A 20,546-nucleotide genomic window follows, 5' to 3' on the forward strand; every position below is an offset into this window, starting at 1 on the left:
CTTTTAATTGGATTCAAATATTTGAATAAAGAATCAGGTATGACAGCTGCCTGAGCAACCACCACATCCTCCACCACATGAGGACTTCCCGTTTTTCTTATCTTTATAAATCGATCTTATAATAAGACCTACTACACCGACCAATGCGGCTGAAATAATAACTGTTGCTGCCATAAAGATCTCCTTTCTTTAATAAAACCACTTATATTTTAGCTTTTACAGTAGAAGCTTTTTCTTCAGAAGGCTTGCGTACAAGACCGTAAATAATAGCTACGATTCCGATAAATCCGAAGATTGTACCGACACCGAACTTACCTGTAAGGATAAGTGAACCCACCTGATATATAATCATTGCTACGATATATGCAAATCCACATTGATATCCTACAGCAGTCCAGAACCATTTTACACTGCTCATCTCTCTTCTGATAGCACTCATCGCTGCAATACAAGGAGCACACAGAAGGTTGAATACAAGGTATGAATATGCTGAAATAGGTGTGTAATCAGCTCTTAAAAGATCCCAGATACCCTTACCGGTATCCGCATCGAAATCGGAAACATGGTATAGAATACCGAATGTACCTACGACATTCTCTTTTGCCATAAGTCCTGTGATGGCTGCAACTGCAGGCTTCCATGTACCCCATCCAAGAGGAGCAAAAATCCAAGCAAATGTGTTTCCGATATTTGCAAGTAGCGATAAATCCATCTGATCTTCAGCAAGATATGTAAATGAACCTTCTACAAATCCGAAATAGCTGAGAAACCATATAAGGATAGTTGCAAGTGTAATAACTGTACCTGCCTTTTTTACGAAGCTCCAACCTCTTTCAGCCATTGATCTGAGGATTGAACCTGCTGTAGGAAGGTGATATGCAGGAAGCTCTATAACGAACGGTGAAGGATCACCTGAAAACAGCTTGGTCTTCTTAAGCATGATACCTGAGACGACAATAGCGGCAATACCTACAAAGTAAGCTGATGAAGCAACCCATGCGGCATTATTAAACAATGCACCTGATATAAGTGCTATAACAGGAAGCTTTGCAGAACATGGAATAAATGTTGTTGTAATAATCGTCATTCTTCTGTCATGCTCACTCTCAATAGTTCTTGAAGCCATAATTCCCGGAACACCGCAACCTGTACCTATAAGGATTGGAATAAAGCTCTTTCCTGAAAGTCCGAATCTTCTGAATACTCTGTCCATAACGAATGCAATTCTCGCCATATATCCACAGCCCTCTAAGAAAGCGAGGAAGAAGAAGAGTGTAAGCATCTGAGGAAGGAATCCGAGCACAGCTCCTACACCTGCGATAATACCATTTACAATAAGACCTACAAGCCAATCAGCTGCACCTACAGACTCAAGGAAGCTCTGAGCACCCGGCTGAATAATTTTTTCAACAAGTATATCATTTACCCAGTCAGTCATTGCTGTACCGACAGTAGTAATTGAAATATAGTAAACCACAAACATAATAGCTGCGAATATTGGAAGTCCCAAAATTCTGTTTGTAACGATTTTATCAATCTTATCTGAAAGACTTACATAGTTTTTATTTTTAACTTTATAAAAACTTGCAATTACATCAGATATATAGTTGTATCGCTCTGATGTGATAATACTTTCAGCTTCATCATCCATAGCATCTTCACATTTTGTTATGATCTTTTCAATATCGGCAAGAGTACTTTCTGAAAGATTTAACTGCTCAATAGCCTTGTCATCTCTTTGGAATAACTTTACTCCATACCATCTCTTTTGGTTCTCAGGTACACTGCTTGGAAGAAGATGTATGATTTCCTTTACAGCATCCTCTACATGCTTATCAAACTGGTGCTGTACCTTTGGAAGGGCACGATTTTTTGCAATTTCTATTGCCTTTTCGGCTGCATCCATAACTCCGGTACCCTTAAGTGCTGAAATCTCAACAACAGGACAGCCAAGCTTTTCGCTCATCTTATCCAGATCAAGTTTATTTCCGCTCTTCTCAAGTACATCAAGCATGTTTACTGCGATTACAACAGGTACACCTAACTCTGTAACCTGTGAGGTAAGATAGAGGTTTCTCTCAAGGTTTGTACCGTCAATGATATTAAGTATCGCATCAGGCTTTTCATTGAGAACATAGTTTCTTGCTACAACTTCCTCCAATGTATATGGAGATAGAGAATAAACACCGGGAAGGTCTGTAATAATAACATCAGTATGTCCTTTAAGCTTTCCTTCCTTTTTCTCAACAGTAACACCGGGCCAGTTTCCTACAGTTTGGTTTGAACCTGTCAAGGCATTAAATAAAGTAGTTTTACCGGTATTTGGGTTTCCGGTAAGTGCAATTCTAATTGCCATATTAGCTCCTTATCTGGTAATTTCAATTTTTTCTGCATCTTCTTTTCTAATAGAAAGCTCATATCCTCTTACAGTAACCTCAATAGGGTCGCCAAGAGGTGCTACCTTGCGTACATGGATAGATGTACCCTTTGTAACACCCATATCCATGATTCTTCTCTTTACAGGACCTTCGCCATGAACTCTGGCAACAGTAACTGTATCGCCGATTTTTACATCTCTTAAAGTATCCATTCTGTGCTCCTTTCTGTATTTTGAGTAAAACTGAACATATACAATGGATTTCCCATTGACAAATGTAAATACTAAATATCCTCTTTAATCAATAAAATTTGCGGATGATTTAGACCATGATTTTTGCGGCTAACTCCTTGCTTACTGCCACTCTGGAATCCTTGACATTAACGATCAAATTTCCGGACATAGCATTTACAACTGAAATCTTGCCGTCTACAACAAAGCCTAGGGTCGCCAAAAAAGTTTTATCCTTCTCACGACCACCAATTTGCTTTATGGTGTATTCTTCTCCTAAATTAGCCATAAGTAAAGGTATCATAATCCCTCCTTTTCTTTAAACATATCAAATACATTCTATAGGTTAGCATACACTAACGTTAAAAGCAATATATTTTTAAGAAAAGTTAGATTTAGCTTACTGAATTTGTTGCATATTAGCGAAAACTAACTAAAAAGTACTAAAAAAAAAACAATATTTGACGTTTAAAAGACGTGTAATCCGTAAATTTTCTATTTACAATGGTTTGACTTTATGATATATTCTTACTGTAATAAATTTTACAAAATATAATTGTCATTATTAGTTTACGCTAACTTTAGGAGGTTAATATGTTTTTACTTAATGGTTTTGGATGGAAGAAGTTTGGTTTATTTGCAGCAGGTACACTTTTTGGAACAGCAGGTATTAAGTTACTTTCAAGCAAGGATGCAAAGAAAGCTTATGCACAGGGAACAGCAGCTGTACTTCGTATGAAGGAGTGCGTAATGGATACAGTTTCATGTGTTCAGGAGAATGCTAGCGATATTTTAGCAGAAGCTAAGGACATCAATGAAGAGCGTGCAGCAAGGGAAGCTGAAGGAAATATTGAAGAGTAATTTCTCTTTTCAGTAATATAGTTTTTTTGTAATAAGGAAGAGTTTATCTCTTCCTTAAATTTTATAGAAAGATTAGAGGATTAAAGTGAATTGTAAAATTTTGCATGAGTCAAAGAACAGAATGCGTGTACGCATGGCTCAAAAGAGAATGTCTATAAAAGAAGCTGATATGCTTCAATACTATTTGGAAGGCTTTGAATTTATAAGAAAAGCTGTAGTATATGAAAGAACCTGTGATGTTGCTATATATTATAAGAATGATAATAGGAACGCAGTTATAAATAAATTAAAAAAGTTTGACTACAATAATACTGCATTGATTGAAAGTATGCCAAATACTTCAGGAAGACAGATTACAAGAGATTTCCAAGAGAAAATGGTGGGAATGCTCATGTTTACCGGTGTGAGAAAGATGTTCTTCCCAAACATCATCAACAATATTTATACAATTGTTAAGGCCGCTCCATATATTTATAAAGGCCTTAAATGTCTGTTCAAGTTAAAATTTGAGGTTGATTTGCTTGATGCATTGTCAATAGGTATATCTATTGCACAGGGTAATTTCTCAACAGCCGGTTCACTTATGCTTTTACTTGGTGTAGGTAATGAGCTTGAAGATTGGACACATAAGAAGTCTGTTGACGACCTTGCAAGAAGTATGTCATTAAATGTAGATAAGGTATGGCTTGTAACAGATGACGGTGAGGTTTCAGTACCTATTTCACAGATTCAGTCAGGTGATACCATCAGAGTACATACAGGAAATATAGTACCTGTTGACGGAGAGATGGTAAGCGGAGAGGCTATGTTAAACCAAGCATCTCTTACAGGTGAGTCCGTACCTGTAGAAAAGAGAGCAGGCTCAAGAGTCTATGCCGGAACGGTTGTTGAAGAGGGTGAATGTCTCTTAAAGGTAGCCGCAACTACAGGACAGAGCAGATATGATAAGATTGTTTCTATGATTGAAGAGAGCGAAAAGCTTAAATCAAATACCGAAAACATGGCAAACAGACTTGCAGACAGACTTGTACCTTATTCATTGCTTGCAACAGGACTTACATATCTGTTTACAAGAAATGTAACAAGAGCATTGTCTGTTCTTATGGTGGATTTTTCATGTGCATTGAAGCTTTCTATGCCTCTTGCAGTACTTTCGGCAATGAGAGAGGCCGGAAATGACAAGATTACCGTAAAGGGCGGAAAGTTTATGGAGGCGATTGCAAATGCCGATACTATCGTATTTGATAAGACAGGTACACTTACATATGCCTGCCCGAAGGTACAAAGAATTATCGGAATTGACGGAGATGATGAGAATCAGCTCTTAAAGATTGCCGCATGCCTTGAGGAACACTATCCTCACTCAATTGCAAATGCCGTAGTAAAAGAGGCTAAAGACAGAAAGATTCGTCATAAAGAGATGCATTCTGAGGTGCAGTATATAGTTGCACACGGTATTGCAAGTAAAATAGAAGGCGACAAGGTTGTAATAGGAAGCTATCATTTTGTAATTGAAGATGAAAAAGCACAGCTTAGTGAAGATGCTAAGAAAAAGCTTTCAGAGCTTGATCACAGATATTCACATCTGTTTATGGCTATTGCAGGAAGGCTTGCAGCTATTATTGAGATTGCAGATCCTCTAAGAGCCGAAGCAAAGGATGTTTTAAAGAAATTAAAGGCTCTCGGAATCAAAAAGACTGTTATGATGACAGGAGATAATATCTATACAGCCGAAGCTATTGCAAAAGAGGTAGGAGTAGATAAATTCTATGCTGAAGTATTGCCTGAGGATAAGGCAAGCTATGTGGAAAAAGAAAAAGCAAAGGGCAGAACCGTAATAATGATCGGTGACGGTATAAACGATTCACCTGCATTATCGGCTGCAGACTGCGGTATTGCCATAAGTGAAGGTGCGGCAATTGCCAGAGAGATAGCGGATGTATGTATATCCGCTGACGATTTAAATGATCTTGTAAGATTAAAAGAACTTTCAAATAAGCTTACAAGAAGAGTTCACTCAAACTTCAGATTTATTATGGGATTTAACGGTTCTCTGATAGGTCTTGGTATTTTGGGAATACTCTCACCCGGTACATCATCACTTTTACATAATTTATCAACAGTTGGAATATCGCTTACAAGTATGACCAATCTGTTGCCGGAAATCTAATATAAGTGGTCGGACATCCTTGGGTGTCCGACTTTTGTAAAACTGTGAGAAAAGATTGTAAAAAATTGATTTTTACTTTGATGTTGGTTATAATATTTACTGACATAGTATGACTACATAGTACAATTTAAGAAGGAGGATATATGGTTATACAAGAAGCTGCAGAAATGTATTTGGAGACAATTCTTAGACTGAAGAATAAGACAGGCGTAGTAAGAGCTGTAGATATAGCAAGAGAAATGGGATATTCAAAGCCTACTATCAGTGAGCAGATGAAAAAATTCAGAGAGAACGGATATGTTGAAGTAAACAATGAAGGGCATATATCATTGACTTTAAAGGGAATGGAGATTGCAGAATCTACACTTGAGAGACATAATGTTTTGGGAGTTATATTACAAAAGATCGGAGTAAGCAAGGATACAGCTATAGAGGATGCATGTAGAATAGAGCATTATATAAGCGAAGAGACATTCCAATGTTTGAAGGACTATTTTAGAGATAAATAGATTCTATAATAAATTGATAAAGAAATATCCGGATGTATTTTATCAAATACTTTGTTGAAAAATTTAATTTTACGCTGTAAACTTATCAAGTCTTATAATAGATTTATGAAACAAGAGGTGAAAAATGGGATTACATATAGTAAATGAAGCAAATAAATGTTTGCAGTGTAAGAAGCCACTGTGTAGTAGTCACTGTCCTATAACAACATCAATACCACAGGTGATAGCACTTTTTAAAGAGGGCAAGATAATGGAAGCAGGAGAGATTCTTTTTGAGAACAATCCGCTATCACTTGTTTGCTCAATAGTTTGTGATCATGAGGCACAATGCCTTGGAAATTGCATAATGAACAGAAAGAACAATCCTGTAAGATTTTGTGATATAGAAAAGTTTATATCAGATTTTTATCTGGATAGAATGGAGTTTGTAAAAAAGCCAAGAAAGAATGTGATGGTCGCTATCATAGGCGGTGGACCGGCAGGCATGACGGTAGCGTTCAAGATGATAAAAGAGGGCTATGATGTAACTATATTTGATGAAAGAAATACTATAGGTGGAGTGCTTCAGTATGGTATTCCGGACTTCAGGTTGCCAAAGTCATTGATGAAAAGATACTATGACAAGATGGAAGAGATCGGTATAAAGATAAGAAATAACACCGCAGTAGGTGGTGCCTTAGAGATAAAGGATCTTTTTAGAGACGGTTACAAGGCTGTATTTGTAGGTACAGGAGTGTGGAGAGCCAAAACTTTAGGTATTGCCGGAGAGAGTATGCCTAATGTACATTTCAGTGTGGATTATCTGGCAAATCCTGATGGACATAAGCTTGGAGACAGTGTTGCAATAATTGGTATGGGAAATGCCGCAATGGATGTGGCAAGAACAGCTCTTAGGAGGGGATCAAGAACAGTAAAGCTATATGCTAGAAGCAAGAGAGTAGCTGCAAACTCAGTAGAGGTGGAGGCTGCTAAATATGAAGGTGCAGAGTTTATATTTGGGAAGGCTATTGAGGCTATTACCTATGATGGTCCGGTTTTTAAGACAGCTATATTTAATGAGGAAGATAATGTAGTAGGTTATGAGGATGAACTTGATTATGTGGATGCAGATTCTACAATCATTTCTGTAAGTAATGGACCAAAGAATAAACTGGTACTTACTACAGAAGGTTTGAAAGCATCAGACAAGGGACTTCTTATAGTTGATGAAAACAATATGACAACTGTTGAAGGCGTGTTTGCAGCAGGTGATGTGGTGCATGGATCAAAAACTGTAGTTGATGCTGTAGCACAGGCTAAGATTGCTGTAGAAGGCATGCTTAGATATTTAGAATCAAAAAATATTTAATGAGACTTGACAAAGCTAAAATCAAGTAATATTATATTGTGCATAAACGAAGAAGAGAAAAGTAGCATATATAGAAATCACAGAGAGAGTTGTATGGCTGAGAACAATTTATGGAAGTATATGTGAAGACCATCTCAGAGTGGCTTTAATAGAGCACGTTGATTACGTTATAATCAAATGAGGGATATTTTATATATCTGAATTAAGGTGGAACCGCGTCAATCGCCCTTAAACGAAAGTTTATGGGCGATTTTTATTTTAATATAAAATGGAGGAAATATGAAGATAACATTAAAAGATGGCTCAGTAAAAGAGTATGAAAGTAAAAAAAGTATTATTGATATTGCTAAAGATATCAGTGAGGGATTGGCAAGAAATGTAGTAGCAGGTGAAGTAAATGGAGTTATGCATGACCTTAGAGATGAAATTGATGCTGACTGTGAACTCAACCTTATTACAGTTAAAGATAAGGAGGCACTCTCTGTTATAAGACATTCGGCATCACATGTACTTGCAGAAGCTGTAAAGAGAGTTTTTCCGGAGGCTAAGCTTGCTATTGGACCAAGCATTGCAGAAGGTTTTTACTATGATTTTGATCATGAGCCATTCTCAAGAGAGGACCTTGACAAGCTTGAAGCTGAGATGAAAAAAATCATAAAAGAAGGTGCACATATTGAAAAATTTGAGCTTCCAAGAGAAGAAGCCATTAAGTTTATGGAAGAAAGAAATGAGCCTTATAAGGTAGAACTTATACAGGATTTACCTGATGGAGAGATAATATCATTCTATAAGCAAGGTGATTTTACAGACCTTTGTGCGGGACCTCATCTTCAAAGAACAAAGGATATCAAGGCTTTTAAACTTATATCATCATCAATGGCATATTGGAGAGGTGATTCAAACAAGGCAAAGCTTCAAAGAATATATGGTACAGCCTATAATTCAAAAGAAGAGCTGGAGGCACATTTAAAGCATCTTGAAGAGATAAAGCTTAGAGACCACAATAAGCTTGGAAGAGAGATGGAGCTATTTACAACAGTAGATGTAATAGGTCAGGGACTTCCTCTTATGTTACCAAAGGGTACAAAGATGATACAGAAGCTTCAAAGGTGGATCGAGGACTTAGAGGACAATGAGTGGGGCTATGTAAGAACAAAGACACCTCTTATGGCAAAGTCTGATCTTTATAAGATTTCAGGTCATTGGGATCACTATCAGGACGGTATGTTTATACTCGGGGATCCACAAAATGATGGAGAAATTCTTGCTCTAAGGCCTATGACATGTCCATTCCAGTACTATGTATATAAGAACAGCCAAAAGTCATACAGAGATCTTCCATATCGTATGGGTGAGACTTCTACACTTTTTAGAAATGAAGATTCAGGAGAGATGCATGGACTTACAAGAGTGAGACAGTTTACTATTTCAGAGGGTCACAATGTAATTAGACCTGATCAGGCTGAAGAAGAGTTGCAAAACTGCTTAAATCTTGCAATATATGTACTTGATACTTTAGGTCTTAGAGATGATGTTACATTCAGACTTTCAAAATGGGATAAGAATAATAAGGAGAAATACCTTGGAGATGAGGCATATTGGGAAGGTACACAGGGTGCACTCAGAAATATCCTCATAGAGAAGGGGCTTCCATTTACAGAGGCTGATGGTGAGGCTGCATTCTATGGTCCAAAGATAGATATCCAGGCAAAGAATGTATATGGCAAAGAAGATACAATGATCACAATCCAGCTTGATGCCGCTATTGCAGAGAACTTTGATCTTTACTATATCGATCAAAACGGAGCTAAGGTAAGACCTTATATAGTTCATAGAACATCTCTCGGTTGCTATGAGAGAACTCTTGCATGGCTTATTGAAAAGTATGCAGGTAAGTTCCCTACATGGTTATGTGCCGAGCAGGTAAGAATTCTTCCTATATCAGATAAGTATGCAGACTATGCAAACTCTGTTTTGAAAGAACTTAAGAAAAACGGTGTGGATGCTACACTTGATACAAGAACAGAGAAGATTGGATTTAAGATAAGAGATGCAAGACTTTCAAGACTTCCATATATGCTTGTGGTAGGTGAGAAGGAAGAGGCAGAAGGAACTGTATCAGTAAGAAGTAGATTTGCCGGAGATGAGGGCAGCAAAAAGCTTTCAGACTTTGTAGATATGATTTGTAAAGAGATAAGAACTAAGGAAATAAGAAAAGAAGAGGTTGTAGAATAAATATTAACAGGGGCTGATGGCTGATATAGTTATCAGCTTCTTCCGGATTGAGATAAAAACAGTACTTTTGGGTACTGTTTTTTTATTTAGAAAATGTTAGACTAATCTTAATTATTTACTATGGTTCCTGACTTCCGTCGTTTCTCTCAAAACCTAGTACTCTAGGTATACAAGAGCATGCAGTTTTGAAAGAAATTGTCGACTTCAGCTTTGGTTAAATAGAGGGCATCAAGGTTACTAAAACCAACCAGTTTTTTAACCTTTTCGTTAACGGCCTGGTTTCTTGATATATTGATATATGTATCATCACCTTTATTTACCACCCTAAAATCACGCATAAAGTTGATCAAGTCATAAGAGTTTATTTTATTCTTGAAACACTTGATTTCTAATACTCTTAAAAGAAACAAGCTAAGGTAGCATATCAAAAAATGCCCATAGATTGTTTCTTTTTTCTGTAAATAAACGGGTCTTGCATCCAGGTATGATTTTGTAAGTCTAAAAGATTCTTCGATCTTCCATAGGCTATGGTATGTTTTATATACCTGTAATGGCTCCATATCTATTTCGGATGTCACTAAAAGATTATATCCTGCATATTTAAGATCTTCATCAATCTTAGATTTATTTAAATCTATTATAGGCTTTATTGTCTTGCCTGTACTATCTTTAGTTATAATGTCTACATATTTAGCACAATCTCCAAGTTCATCTTTAGCGATATTTTTGTATGTAGAAAACTTTGAAGCTTTATCGACCATTTTCATTATTTCAAGCCTTTGTTTCTTTGCAAGGTTAGGATTATAAGAGACGATACGCTTTTCTTTTACAGAAAACCTTGTAACACTCTCTTTTCCTGTTTCCGGATCAATCTCTTTAAAACTGTAATCAAAGCTGTCAATACAGGATTTAAGACGAAAAGATATATTACCTCTTTCATCAGTGTAATTAGAAAAGACATTTGTATCATTCTCAAGTAGAACCCATTTCTTTTCCTTTTCACTTAGATTCTTACCATGTATTGATTTTGAAAATATATAGCCGTCACTAGCTTCTTTAACTGCAGCATAAATATTTCTTGCACAATTAAGGCCTTTATCAGCCACCTGAATTGTCTTGCCTGATACGCTGTGTCGTTGCTTCATTTCTTCAATAACTTTTCTAATATATGGCTTTTCCGATTCATTTCCGGGATACATTTGCATGGAGACAGGTACTAGATCAGCATCTAAAAGTAAAGCCTGCCCTATTATCGGAGAGTGCCTATTCTCTTTTGAAGGTCCCTTTTGCTTGTCATCGCTAGGAAGATCAATTTCAAAGTAATAATTAGTACAATCGAAAAATACATTGCTTAAATCTCTTTTAAAATACTTTTCATAAGAGTGATTAAACAAATCAATGTACTTCTTATAAGACTCTCCTATGAAAGAACACCCGTCATATACTTGGTCTTCAGAGATTGTAGAGCTGCCGTAAATGTATGGAAAGACATGAGAGGCTGTCTTTGACTTAGAGCATGGTGATATAACCCTTGCATAAATAAGTTGTGTAATTAAGTCAAATACAGAGAACTGAAAACGCATTTGAGAAGCAAGTATATCAATAGTTTCCTTAACATCAAGCTCATCAATCAATGAGTAGAGCAAGAAGTGTCCTATATTAAGTTCAACAGGAGTGGAAAATGCACGAGGACGGGATTCTTCAGAAAGAACTTTTGTTCTATTCTCATTTTGCTCTTTTACATAATCGCTATAAAATTTAATCGGATCCGGAATCTCATCTGAAGTCAGATCTTCAACGTAACCAAAAGATTTTACATTTCTTGTTCTTGGTTGCTTTTTATCCTTATCCCAAAATGATTCATACATCTGAAGATAAGTACCTTTTTTCTTCTTTTCTTTTCTCAAAAAATAAGCCATAAACACCTCTAAAAGTAAAGTACTATGAAGTACTATGATTATAACATGCTGTAAAAATTTTTTCAATTTTTTCAAATTATTTTTTATGTAAGAAAAGCCTTTAAAATAAAGGGTTTAAAAGAATTGTATAAAATTAAATAGTTTGCTAAAAATTTGAAACGTCGGAAATTTCATAGTACTTCGACGGAAGACGGGAATATTAACAGGGGCTGATGGCTGATATAGTTATCAGCTTCTTCCGGATTGAGATAAAAACAGTACTTTTGGGTACTGTTTTTTTATTTAGAAAATGTTAGACTAATCTTAATTATTTACTATGGTTGTAATAAAAAATAAGGTTTAAGGGGGGTAAGCACTAATTTTATAAGCAAATATAAGAAAGAAGACAGTTTGGAGATTTATAGTTTGTATGGCTATAAAAAATGATTGAAAATTATATTAAAGGAATGGTGTTTTATGAGAAAGATGATGACAAAGGCGTTGGCAGTTATGCTTACAGTTTGCATGTTGCCTTTGCCTAATGCGACAATACTTGCATATGGAGATACCGGTGCAAGAGGGTATGAAATGGATGGGGACATCATACCCAGTGGATATGTAAGTGAAGATTTTAATGAAGATGATTTTGAAATAGCAACCTTGTCAGATGCTATCAGTACTCCGGGTTATCAGGGAAATCGTTATCAAAGTAAGAAACTGACATCTATCTATGATACAGATATGGTACTTACAGAAGATGAAATTGAAAATGGTGTAGATATTCCGTTAAATGGTGAAGAATTACTTAATAAATTACTAGAGGGTGACGTTGTAGTAGAAAAAGGTGAAGAATTAAGCTTTGATGATGACATGTCATATTTGGATTATCTTTTTGAAAACCATATAGATGGAATGGAGTATCCAGAGATAGATCCGGATCTTATAAGAACACAGGCAGTAAACACAACTAGTGTTGAAGATATTATCAATGAAGCATATGAGGCAGTTGTAGTCAAAGGTGAGAAGAGAATTTCTTCGGTATATGATCATAAGACTAAGAGAAGACTGAGAAAGCTTATTATGGGAGGCAGTCCACTGGTAAGATATTTGGCAGATCAAATGACTTTTGGTATTACTCCTATATATGTTACGGGAAATTATAGTGAAGAGGAATTGAAATCGGCATTTAGTGAAGCAAATTGGCAAAATCAGATGATCTTAGAAGAAGATTTTCCGGAATATAACTATACTTATTGGAATACTAATAATTGGGGAGAAAAAATATATAGAATAAATGTCAATTATGAATTTCCTAATCCTGAGGAAAGAAAGAATTTGCAGATAGAGATGCTGGATAAGGCAGAGTCAATAATAGATCATATAGGTTTATATACAAATGGCCAATATATACAAGAACTTTATGCTATAAATGATTATTTAATTGACAATGGAAGTTATGCTACTGAAGTAGCGTCCAGGAAAATTGAAAATACTATGCAAAGAAAGGCTTATGGTATTTTGGTGGAAGAAAGTGGTGTTTGTACATCGTATGCAAGAGCATTCCAGTTGGTATCTAGAATGGCAGGTTTTATATGCGTAGTTGATGGTGGCATTGTTGTTGATTCCAACAGAGAGGAAGGAAGGCATGCTTGGAATTTAGTATGTACAGAAGTGAATAATAATGTTTATCGTAATTGGCTGTTGGTAGATCCAACATGGAATGATGATGAAAATGAATTCGGTCAACCAAGAAATACTTACCTTATGATTCCAAAGGTTGCAAGTAGAAGAAACAGAGTAAGTAATAATGCTAAATTTTCAACAAGAGGAGATTTCTCAAATATATATCAATCTTTTATGAGTTTTGATTTTGACTATATGAAATATTCAGGTCATTCTGCAACTAGGTCAAGTGAGTTTATTGACGATTTGTGTGAATATATTCGTAGAGGCTATGTACCATTATATTACAGATGTGAATGGGAGCTGTCATCAATAAATATGAATTATGTGTGTGATGAGGTGTATAGAAGAACTAATGTTAGTTTATCTATGAGAACAACCGGTGTTGATGCATATATAGTTAACATTGAATGCCTAAGTAATGGCAGTTCACATGACTTAACATATACTGCAAAGGGCCTTAATGAACTAAAAGAGGTTAACGGAAGATATGTTGAATCTCCACTTGAGTATCCTGCATATATGCATTGTACCAAGCCTGATCCGGAGCCTGAGATAACTGAAGATGAAAGAAGAGCTGACGAGGAAGAGGCAAGAAGAATACAGGAAGAGGAAGCAGAAAGAAGGAGACAGGAAGAGGAAGCAGAAAGAAGGAGGCAGGAAGCAGCAGAAAAGAAGAGGCAGGAAGCAGAAAAGAAGAGACAGGAAGCAGAAAAGAAGAGACAAGAAGAAGAAAAGAAGAGACAGGAAGAGGAAGAAAGAAAGAAACAGGAAGAAGAAAGAAGAAAGCAAAACCAGAATAACTCAAAGAGTGGCGGTTCCGGTGGTGGAGGCGGCTCAAAGAGTGGCGGTTCCGGTGGTGGAGGCGGCTCAAAGAGTGGCGGTTCCGGTGGTGGAGGCGGCTCAAAGAGTGGTGGCTCCGGTGGCGGAGGCGGCTCAAAGAGTGGCGGTTCCGGCGGAGGCGGTGGCTCAAAGAGTGGCGGTTCCGGTGGCGGCGGTGGCTCAAAGTCACAGAATAACAATGGTAAGTCAAGTTCAGCATCAGGATGGAAGCAGGATGCACATGGCTGGTGGTATCAGAATGCTAACGGTTCATATCCAAGAAATGCTTGGAGTCAAATCGGCGGTGCATGGTATTTGTTTAATGCATCAGGTTATATGACTACAGGATGGCAACATTCAAATGGTGCGTGGTACTATCTTGGATCAAATGGAGCAATGCTTACAAACTGGGTAAATCATGGTGGTAGATGGTATTTTATGAACGGCAGCGGAATAATGATGGCAAACTCTTGGGTACAGAGTGGTGGCAAATGGTACTACATGGGTGCAGACGGTGCAATGCTTGTAAATACCAGGACACCTGACGGTTATATGGTAAAGGCAGACGGATCTTTATAAATATTGTATGTTTTGATAAATACCAAAATAATGAGATAAAAGCCTTGGCTATAAAATAGAAAGTAAGTAAAATTGCAAGAGCTGATAACTGAATATCAGCTCTTGTTCTAGTAAGTAAATAACAAAACAGTACTTTTGGGCACTGTTTTTGTGTTAAAAAATATTAAACTAAATTAAGTATTGCACAAAAAAGAACTTGAAAAGTGATATCAGATTTTATGTAAATTGTTGTTTTGTAAGGTATAACAGCAATGATTAAAAAAATTAAAGGAGGAATGAAATGAAAAAAATTCAAAGAATAGTAGCAGGTTTGGTAGTATTTACAATGATATTCGGTTTGGCTGCATGTTCAGGAAAGAAAGACAGTGAGGATAAGGCACCGGATAAAAAGATAGAAAAGAAGGCGGACAAGAAAGATAGAGATGATAAGACATCAGACAAAAAGAAAGAAAAGAAGGTAGGCAAGAAAGACAAAAAGGATAAGACATCAGATAAAAAGAAGGATGAGTCTGAGTTTAAAGGTGAGGGAGAGGTAATATTTACTAAGCCACAAAAAGATGATGATGCCAGACCAATGAGGAGGGTAAGGATATATAAATATAAAGATAATAAAATCATATCTTTGGAAGATAAGGCATCTATAAGGCTTCAGCCGGAAGGAACGGAAGTAACACCAGAAAATAGGGAGATTGCTCAGGAGGTATATATTGATGAACGTGCAGATGTAATAAAGCAAGTTAACGGTATTGATATTGAAACATATTTAGGAGATGAAAGATATGAACAGACTACAATATATGATTATACAGTGCTTGATTTTGATGAATATGATAAAGTAATAAAAGAACTTGGTATGGAACCGGTTGATGATGAAGAAAAATTACTTCAAATGGATATAAAAGCTAAGGCCTTACTGGAAAATGGCTATACTAAAATAAGCGAGAGTGATTTTAAAGGAAAAGGAGAAAAGACTTATATGGATAAAGAAGGTGGTAAATTCTTCAGTTTTTCATATGATGATAATAGAATTACAAAGATTACTCTCAGCGTTGAAATTGCATATTCAGATACAGAATATTCTTCTAAAGAAGAGGCAAGAGAAGGAATAGAAAATACAATAGCAGAATTGCCACAGATAAAGGGAGTAGAGTATAGTGCAGAGTATGAAGACAGCTATTTCATATTTACAAAGAGCTGGGATTTTGTAAAGGGCAGTTTTGAAGAATTTGAGGAAGAAGATCCTGACTTTGCATTTATCGAAGAAGATATGTATATGACACGTATGGCAGGCAGAGCTATTTATAGAGGTTGGATCGAAAAATAATATAAAAAGCACTGATTTATATATACTGTAATTATAAAAATAAGTGATTTGACAACTGATTTAAAGATTTCTTAAAAATAAGTTTACAAAATCGACTATTCTATGTAATATGGTGATTAATAAAACTATAAATTTTGATAAGTGGAGTGATATTATGAAGCCGTATTATAAACAACTGTTTTATATCGGTATAGCCTTTATAACATTAGTGATTGCATCTTTTTTTCTCTTTCAAATAGAGAATCAGAGTGCCAGATTCAAGATTTATCCTGAATTCTTAGGTGGGAGAGCCGGAGTAATGAAGGATATGGCAATGGCTATAATTGTTTTCGTACTATATTTGTTTTGCTTAAGTATATGGTGGAACTCTATAAGGATTAGGGTTATACAAATAGGAGTTCGCATGTATTTATTTATGATACATGCGATTATGCTTTTTTATATAATTCACTTTTTTTTGATAATAGGAATATATGATACAAATATATTATTGCTTAGAATAAGTGGTTATTTCGTGAGTATACCATTTTTCTTTATTCCTATTTTTGGATACTATGCTTCACTTTATTTAGGTAAAGAGAGTGTAAAATTCACTTGGAAAGAGTATATACTACTTATTCCTGCAATAATATTTACAATACTGTTTCTAAGTAGTGAGGCTCATGAGTTGTTATTTATAAAAATACCCGGCGAAAAGCAGCCTAATTTGCAGTTCCATACCACGATTTTGACAGGATTTGTATTTGTTTGGATATTCATTATGGAAACAATGAAATCATGGCATATATACAAAATCAGTGGAGGTGCAAAGAGACTAAAATTTTTTAGAATGCTCCCTTTTTTCATTGTATTGATGGATGGATTATACATACTTCCCATGTATATAAACTCATTGGTGGTACAATATGAAGTTATAGAGGGAATGTGTAGCTTTTTTCTTATGGAAATACTGGTTTGGGAAAGTTGTATTGCAATGGGAATGGTGCAGGTGAACAGCTATCACAAAGAAGTGTTTGATATTTCAACAGTATCGATGCAGATAACAGATGATAATGGTGATTTATTTAGAGTATCAAGAGGTGCCAAGCCTATTTCAAAGGAAGATTTTGTTGATCTGAAAAAGTATGATGTTATATACGAGAACAATGTAATTGAAAAACATATAAGCAAATTGAGTACAGGTTATCTGATATGGCAAAAGGATGTAAGAGAACTAAATTACTACATTCATGAACTTGAGGAAATTCAAAAGAAATTGCACAATGAGTATGAAATAAAAAGGCTTGAAAACGATGTAACCATAGAGCAGGCTAAGATCAAGGAAAGAGAAAGAATCTATAATGTTTTGAGAATGAGACTTTCTAGCCAAAGCGAATTTGTAAGAGAAAAACTTAAGGAACTTTATGGGAAAAAGCAATCAGACTTAAAGGATAATCTGGGTAAAATTATATTGGCAGTAACATATATAAAAAGATATGGTAATTTGTACTTGTTAACAGAAAATAGTGAGTATATATATGTTGCAGAACTTAAGCTGTGTTTTGCAGAGATAAAACAGGCTTTGGATGAGCTTAATATAACAACTGATTTAGTCTTTAATATTCCTGAAAATGAAAATATCCTCAGTAGTTTTTGTTTGGAATGTTGTAATATTTGGCAGCATGCAATCGAGTATCTGGATTTTAAAATGTCTGAGGTTTTGTTTTTGATAAATCCAAACGGAATGGGGAATAATAGAGGTCTATATTTTATTATAAGTATTATAAAGGGTATGGACATGTGTGGCAAAAGCTTTGTAGAGTATATAAATAACAAAATTGGAAGAAATGATTTTTTGGTTTATGAAACGAGTGAAGGTCTGGTGATTGAACTGGAGTATATTTATTCGTAGCAGTTAGAATGTGGTGAAATATGCAGTGGAATTTAATATATGCATATGAAATAGTGCTTTTTATAGTACCAACATTTATTTTGGTATGGGGAAGCTATAATATTTCAATATTAAAGTCATATAATGAATCATTGAGTAAATACCGGTCATATTTTGTGCTTTCAATACTTTGTATAGTAGATATGTATGTATATGGATGCTTTTTTAGATTGAAAAACATATATGGAGATAGCTATAATTTGATTTCAAAGCAAATGATATTTGTAGCATTAATTTTAGCCTGCGTATATTATGTTCAAAGCAATAATAAAAATAAGAGAGATCTTAGTTATGCAAGTATTGTTGAAGCAGTAGATGAATTTCCCGGTGGTCTTGGTTTTGCAGATAATAATGGTGTACCTATATTGATCAATAAAAAAATGCATGAACTTATTTATGAAATTTTGAATATTCCATGCATTGATGTAAATCATATATGGGATTTATTGACTGAAAAAGCTAAAAAAGATAGTTATAGACCGATTTTTTTGGGTGTTGTAGACAGCACGAATGGGATATATTATAAGCTAAAAGGTGAAAGTATATGGTGTTTTAGAAAGAGTATATTGAAAGATGAAAGTGATAGCTTTGTCCAGATAGAAGCAGTGGATGTAAGTGATCTTGCCGGTATTGCAAATGAAATAAGTTGGGATAATGAGGAACTAAAAAATCAAAATAAAAGAATACAGCAAGCGAGCATTGAACTTGAAAATATAAATATAGAAAAGGAAAGGTATTCTGCAAAAGTAGCTGTACATGGTGAATTTGGAGAATATATACTTTGGCTAAAACAATTTTTGAGAGAAGACTTTGACAATGGAATCAGTGAATCTAACATAAAAGGTTTGGAAGAGAGATGGAATAGAGCTGTTGATATGGTCAAGGGTATAGGTACATTTTCTGAGAATGCCGATATTGAAAAGGAACTTTTGAAGGTAGGAGAGCTGATAGGATGTAAGATTTTCTTCCCTAAAAGAAAACCATATAAAAAATACGGGAAATTGTATTACAGTGCAGTAAGAGAAGCCATGACAAATGCTGTAAGACATGGTAAAGCTAATGAACTATATGTTGAAATAGAAGAAGAGTGGAGTCAACAAAAAGTAACTATATGGGATAATGGTACTGAAGAGATAAAATTTCAGGGAGAAGGTAATGGACTTACATCTCTTAGAAAACTTATGAAAAAAGAAGATGCTATAATGGAGATTATAACGGAAGAAGTATTTAAAATGGTAATTACATTTCCATATAAATAGGGGGAGTTTATGATAAATGTACTTATTGTGGATGATTCAAGAATTGCTAGAAAAATGATGGAATACGAGCTTGAGAGTATGAGTGGGTATAATATATTAACATTTATAGAAGATGCTCAAAATGCTATGCCTATATGTATGAAGTGTCAGGTGGATCTGATATTGATGGACGTATGTACTGCCGGAGACTCATCGGGTTTAGTGGCAGCGGACGAGATTAAAAAAAGATTTCCACAAATAAAGATTATTATTACAACATCAATGCCTGAATATACATTTATAGAGAAAGCAAAGCAAGCAGGTTGTGAAAGCTTTTGGTATAAGGATTATGGGAATGTAAGTTTGAAGGATGTCATAGAAAAAACTATGGCCGGAGAGAATGTATACCCTGATAAGACTCCAGATGTAGATATTTATGGGGTGCCAATAAGTAAATTTACACCGGCACAGCTTAGAGTACTTAGGGAACTGGCAATGGGACTTTCACAAGAGGAGGTTGCAAAGAAACTCTGTTTGTCGAGAAGCGTGATAAAAGGACATATAAGCCATATGTGTGATAAGACAAACACAAGCAAGACATTACAACTTGTGACTGAAGCCATTGAAAAAAGAGTGATATTGCCCAAATATTAGGTGAAAAACTTTGTTAGATATGGAGTTTAAACTGTCGCATAAAGTGATATTTATGCGACAGTAATTTTTTATTTTTTTATAAAACTTTCTAATAGATGTAGAGGAAATGGTGGTGAAGCTAAAGGTCTTACAGCCATTGACATCAAAAGTAGAGGATTGTCATCTGCTGCGATTCTGTTGGTATTAATTTTTCCACATTTTTTACATCTATGTATGATGGCCCATTCTCCTTTATCCTTTACCCAAATAGATATAGCTTCCATAATGCCTTTGCAATCACTCTTTCTATCGCCGGGCTCAATATCAACATGGATAGAGGAGAGACAGTGGGGACAATGATTCCTATGATGAGTACCTGCTCCCTCAGGTAAGATCATTTTTCCACAGTTAGCACATGGAAAAGAATCATTACATGCTTCATATCGGTAGTCAGGTTCTATTTTTACAGGATTTTTCTTCTTTATAGTACCATTTCTTTTTTGCACTGTAGGATTATCATTCAGTTTTTTTAGAGCCTCCTCTAAATCAAATTTTTCTTGACTCATATTTTCCTTTCCATTGTATATTTCTAACAATTTGCTTGGTTTAAATCTAATAAACAGATGCTTTAAAAAGTGTAAACTATCTAGTATAATTATATTGTACAAAAGCCATATAAGTATTTGCTGTTTGTATTATACATAAGAA

General features: G+C 35.3%; 16 protein-coding genes and 1 other annotated feature. Of the genes, 10 read left to right on the forward strand and 6 right to left on the reverse strand.

Translation table 11 applies throughout. From position 1 onward, the window contains the following. Positions 1-33: 33 nt before the first annotated feature. The 4 genes from D4A81_RS04505 to D4A81_RS04520 form a co-directional block, all read right to left on the reverse strand. On the reverse strand, positions 34-174 hold the full coding sequence (locus tag D4A81_RS04505; RefSeq protein WP_111525675.1) for a FeoB-associated Cys-rich membrane protein: 141 nt from the start codon (positions 172-174) through the stop codon (positions 34-36). A 28-nt stretch (positions 175-202) separates the two neighbouring features. After that, the gene (feoB, locus tag D4A81_RS04510) at positions 203-2,356 is read right to left on the reverse strand and encodes a ferrous iron transport protein B (protein WP_111525674.1); all 2,154 of its coding nucleotides are present in this window, start codon (positions 2,354-2,356) and stop codon (positions 203-205) included. A 9-nt stretch (positions 2,357-2,365) separates the two neighbouring features. After that, positions 2,366-2,590: a FeoA family protein gene (locus tag D4A81_RS04515; RefSeq protein WP_111525673.1), complete on the reverse strand. Its 225-nt coding sequence runs from the start codon at positions 2,588-2,590 to the stop codon at positions 2,366-2,368. 109 nt (positions 2,591-2,699) lie between these two features. Further along, positions 2,700-2,912 carry a FeoA family protein gene (locus D4A81_RS04520; RefSeq protein WP_111525672.1) on the reverse strand — a complete coding sequence of 71 codons (213 nt, stop codon included), beginning with the start codon at positions 2,910-2,912 and terminating at the stop codon, positions 2,700-2,702. A 290-nt stretch (positions 2,913-3,202) separates the two neighbouring features. Between D4A81_RS04520 and D4A81_RS04525 the strand changes: the two genes are divergently transcribed. The 5 genes from D4A81_RS04525 to thrS all read left to right on the forward strand — a co-directional run bounded on the left by D4A81_RS04525 (position 3,203) and on the right by thrS (position 9,731). Continuing rightward, the gene (locus tag D4A81_RS04525; protein WP_111525671.1) at positions 3,203-3,469 is read left to right on the forward strand and encodes a DUF6110 family protein; all 267 of its coding nucleotides are present in this window, start codon (positions 3,203-3,205) and stop codon (positions 3,467-3,469) included. A 133-nt stretch (positions 3,470-3,602) separates the two neighbouring features. Beyond that, positions 3,603-5,639: a heavy metal translocating P-type ATPase gene (locus tag D4A81_RS04530; protein ID WP_111525711.1), complete on the forward strand. Its 2,037-nt coding sequence runs from the start codon at positions 3,603-3,605 to the stop codon at positions 5,637-5,639. Between the two features lie 143 nt (positions 5,640-5,782). Beyond that, a complete protein-coding gene (locus D4A81_RS04535) occupies positions 5,783-6,148 on the forward strand; it encodes a metal-dependent transcriptional regulator (protein ID WP_111525670.1) in 366 nt (121 codons plus the stop codon). Positions 6,149-6,272: 124 nt separating this feature from the next. Further along, on the forward strand, positions 6,273-7,496 hold the full coding sequence (locus tag D4A81_RS04540; RefSeq protein ID WP_111525669.1) for an FAD-dependent oxidoreductase: 1,224 nt from the start codon (positions 6,273-6,275) through the stop codon (positions 7,494-7,496). 40 nt (positions 7,497-7,536) lie between these two features. Further along, positions 7,537-7,729: a binding site (T-box leader), on the forward strand. A gap of 46 nt (positions 7,730-7,775) precedes the next feature. Beyond that, entirely contained in the window at positions 7,776-9,731 is a 1,956-nt protein-coding gene (gene thrS / locus D4A81_RS04545) for a threonine--tRNA ligase (RefSeq protein ID WP_111525668.1), read from the forward strand. A gap of 161 nt (positions 9,732-9,892) precedes the next feature. Here thrS and D4A81_RS04550 read toward each other — a convergent pair whose 3' ends face one another. Next, positions 9,893-11,650, reverse strand: coding sequence for an IS1634 family transposase (locus D4A81_RS04550; RefSeq protein ID WP_119808208.1), 1,758 nt, complete (start codon positions 11,648-11,650; stop codon positions 9,893-9,895). Positions 11,651-12,106: 456 nt separating this feature from the next. On the opposite strand from D4A81_RS04550, the gene D4A81_RS04555 reads away from it, so the two are divergent. The 5 genes from D4A81_RS04555 to D4A81_RS04575 all read left to right on the forward strand — a co-directional run bounded on the left by D4A81_RS04555 (position 12,107) and on the right by D4A81_RS04575 (position 19,859). Then, positions 12,107-14,713, forward strand: a complete 2,607-nt coding sequence (locus tag D4A81_RS04555; protein WP_111525362.1) for a transglutaminase domain-containing protein — start codon at positions 12,107-12,109, stop codon at positions 14,711-14,713. 280 nt (positions 14,714-14,993) lie between these two features. Beyond that, positions 14,994-16,037, forward strand: a complete 1,044-nt coding sequence (locus D4A81_RS04560) for a DUF1307 domain-containing protein (protein WP_111525363.1) — start codon at positions 14,994-14,996, stop codon at positions 16,035-16,037. A gap of 154 nt (positions 16,038-16,191) precedes the next feature. Then, on the forward strand, positions 16,192-17,928 hold the full coding sequence (locus tag D4A81_RS04565) for a hypothetical protein (RefSeq protein ID WP_111525364.1): 1,737 nt from the start codon (positions 16,192-16,194) through the stop codon (positions 17,926-17,928). Between the two features lie 20 nt (positions 17,929-17,948). Then, on the forward strand, positions 17,949-19,226 hold the full coding sequence (locus D4A81_RS04570) for a sensor histidine kinase (protein ID WP_111525365.1): 1,278 nt from the start codon (positions 17,949-17,951) through the stop codon (positions 19,224-19,226). 9 nt (positions 19,227-19,235) lie between these two features. Then, positions 19,236-19,859, forward strand: coding sequence for a response regulator transcription factor (locus D4A81_RS04575; protein WP_111525366.1), 624 nt, complete (start codon positions 19,236-19,238; stop codon positions 19,857-19,859). Between the two features lie 68 nt (positions 19,860-19,927). On the opposite strand, the gene D4A81_RS04580 is transcribed toward D4A81_RS04575, so the two are convergent. Then, positions 19,928-20,404 carry an RNHCP domain-containing protein gene (locus D4A81_RS04580; protein ID WP_111525367.1) on the reverse strand — a complete coding sequence of 159 codons (477 nt, stop codon included), beginning with the start codon at positions 20,402-20,404 and terminating at the stop codon, positions 19,928-19,930. Positions 20,405-20,546 lie beyond the last annotated feature (142 nt).

The organism is Lachnoanaerobaculum umeaense (assembly GCF_003589745.1).
In the GTDB taxonomy this organism is placed as follows: Bacteria; Bacillota; Clostridia; order Lachnospirales; family Lachnospiraceae; genus Lachnoanaerobaculum; species Lachnoanaerobaculum umeaense.

Excerpts from the sequence above, each read along its gene's own strand:
- D4A81_RS04565 (WP_111525364.1), top strand. The coding sequence starts at position 16,192 with ATGAAGCCGTATTATAAACAACTGTTTTATATCGGTATAGCCTTTATA.
- D4A81_RS04580 (WP_111525367.1), bottom strand. The coding sequence starts at position 20,404 with ATGAGTCAAGAAAAATTTGATTTAGAGGAGGCTCTAAAAAAACTGAAT.
- D4A81_RS04515 (WP_111525673.1), bottom strand. The coding sequence starts at position 2,590 with ATGGATACTTTAAGAGATGTAAAAATCGGCGATACAGTTACTGTTGCC.
- D4A81_RS04505 (WP_111525675.1), bottom strand. The coding sequence starts at position 174 with ATGGCAGCAACAGTTATTATTTCAGCCGCATTGGTCGGTGTAGTAGGT.
- D4A81_RS04535 (WP_111525670.1), top strand. The coding sequence starts at position 5,783 with ATGGTTATACAAGAAGCTGCAGAAATGTATTTGGAGACAATTCTTAGA.
- D4A81_RS04530 (WP_111525711.1), top strand. The coding sequence starts at position 3,603 with ATGGCTCAAAAGAGAATGTCTATAAAAGAAGCTGATATGCTTCAATAC.
- thrS (WP_111525668.1), top strand. The coding sequence starts at position 7,776 with ATGAAGATAACATTAAAAGATGGCTCAGTAAAAGAGTATGAAAGTAAA.
- feoB (WP_111525674.1), bottom strand. The coding sequence starts at position 2,356 with ATGGCAATTAGAATTGCACTTACCGGAAACCCAAATACCGGTAAAACT.
- D4A81_RS04575 (WP_111525366.1), top strand. The coding sequence starts at position 19,236 with ATGATAAATGTACTTATTGTGGATGATTCAAGAATTGCTAGAAAAATG.
- D4A81_RS04555 (WP_111525362.1), top strand. The coding sequence starts at position 12,107 with ATGAGAAAGATGATGACAAAGGCGTTGGCAGTTATGCTTACAGTTTGC.
- D4A81_RS04520 (WP_111525672.1), bottom strand. The coding sequence starts at position 2,912 with ATGATACCTTTACTTATGGCTAATTTAGGAGAAGAATACACCATAAAG.
- D4A81_RS04570 (WP_111525365.1), top strand. The coding sequence starts at position 17,949 with ATGCAGTGGAATTTAATATATGCATATGAAATAGTGCTTTTTATAGTA.
- D4A81_RS04540 (WP_111525669.1), top strand. The coding sequence starts at position 6,273 with ATGGGATTACATATAGTAAATGAAGCAAATAAATGTTTGCAGTGTAAG.
- D4A81_RS04525 (WP_111525671.1), top strand. The coding sequence starts at position 3,203 with ATGTTTTTACTTAATGGTTTTGGATGGAAGAAGTTTGGTTTATTTGCA.
- D4A81_RS04550 (WP_119808208.1), bottom strand. The coding sequence starts at position 11,650 with ATGGCTTATTTTTTGAGAAAAGAAAAGAAGAAAAAAGGTACTTATCTT.
- D4A81_RS04560 (WP_111525363.1), top strand. The coding sequence starts at position 14,994 with ATGAAAAAAATTCAAAGAATAGTAGCAGGTTTGGTAGTATTTACAATG.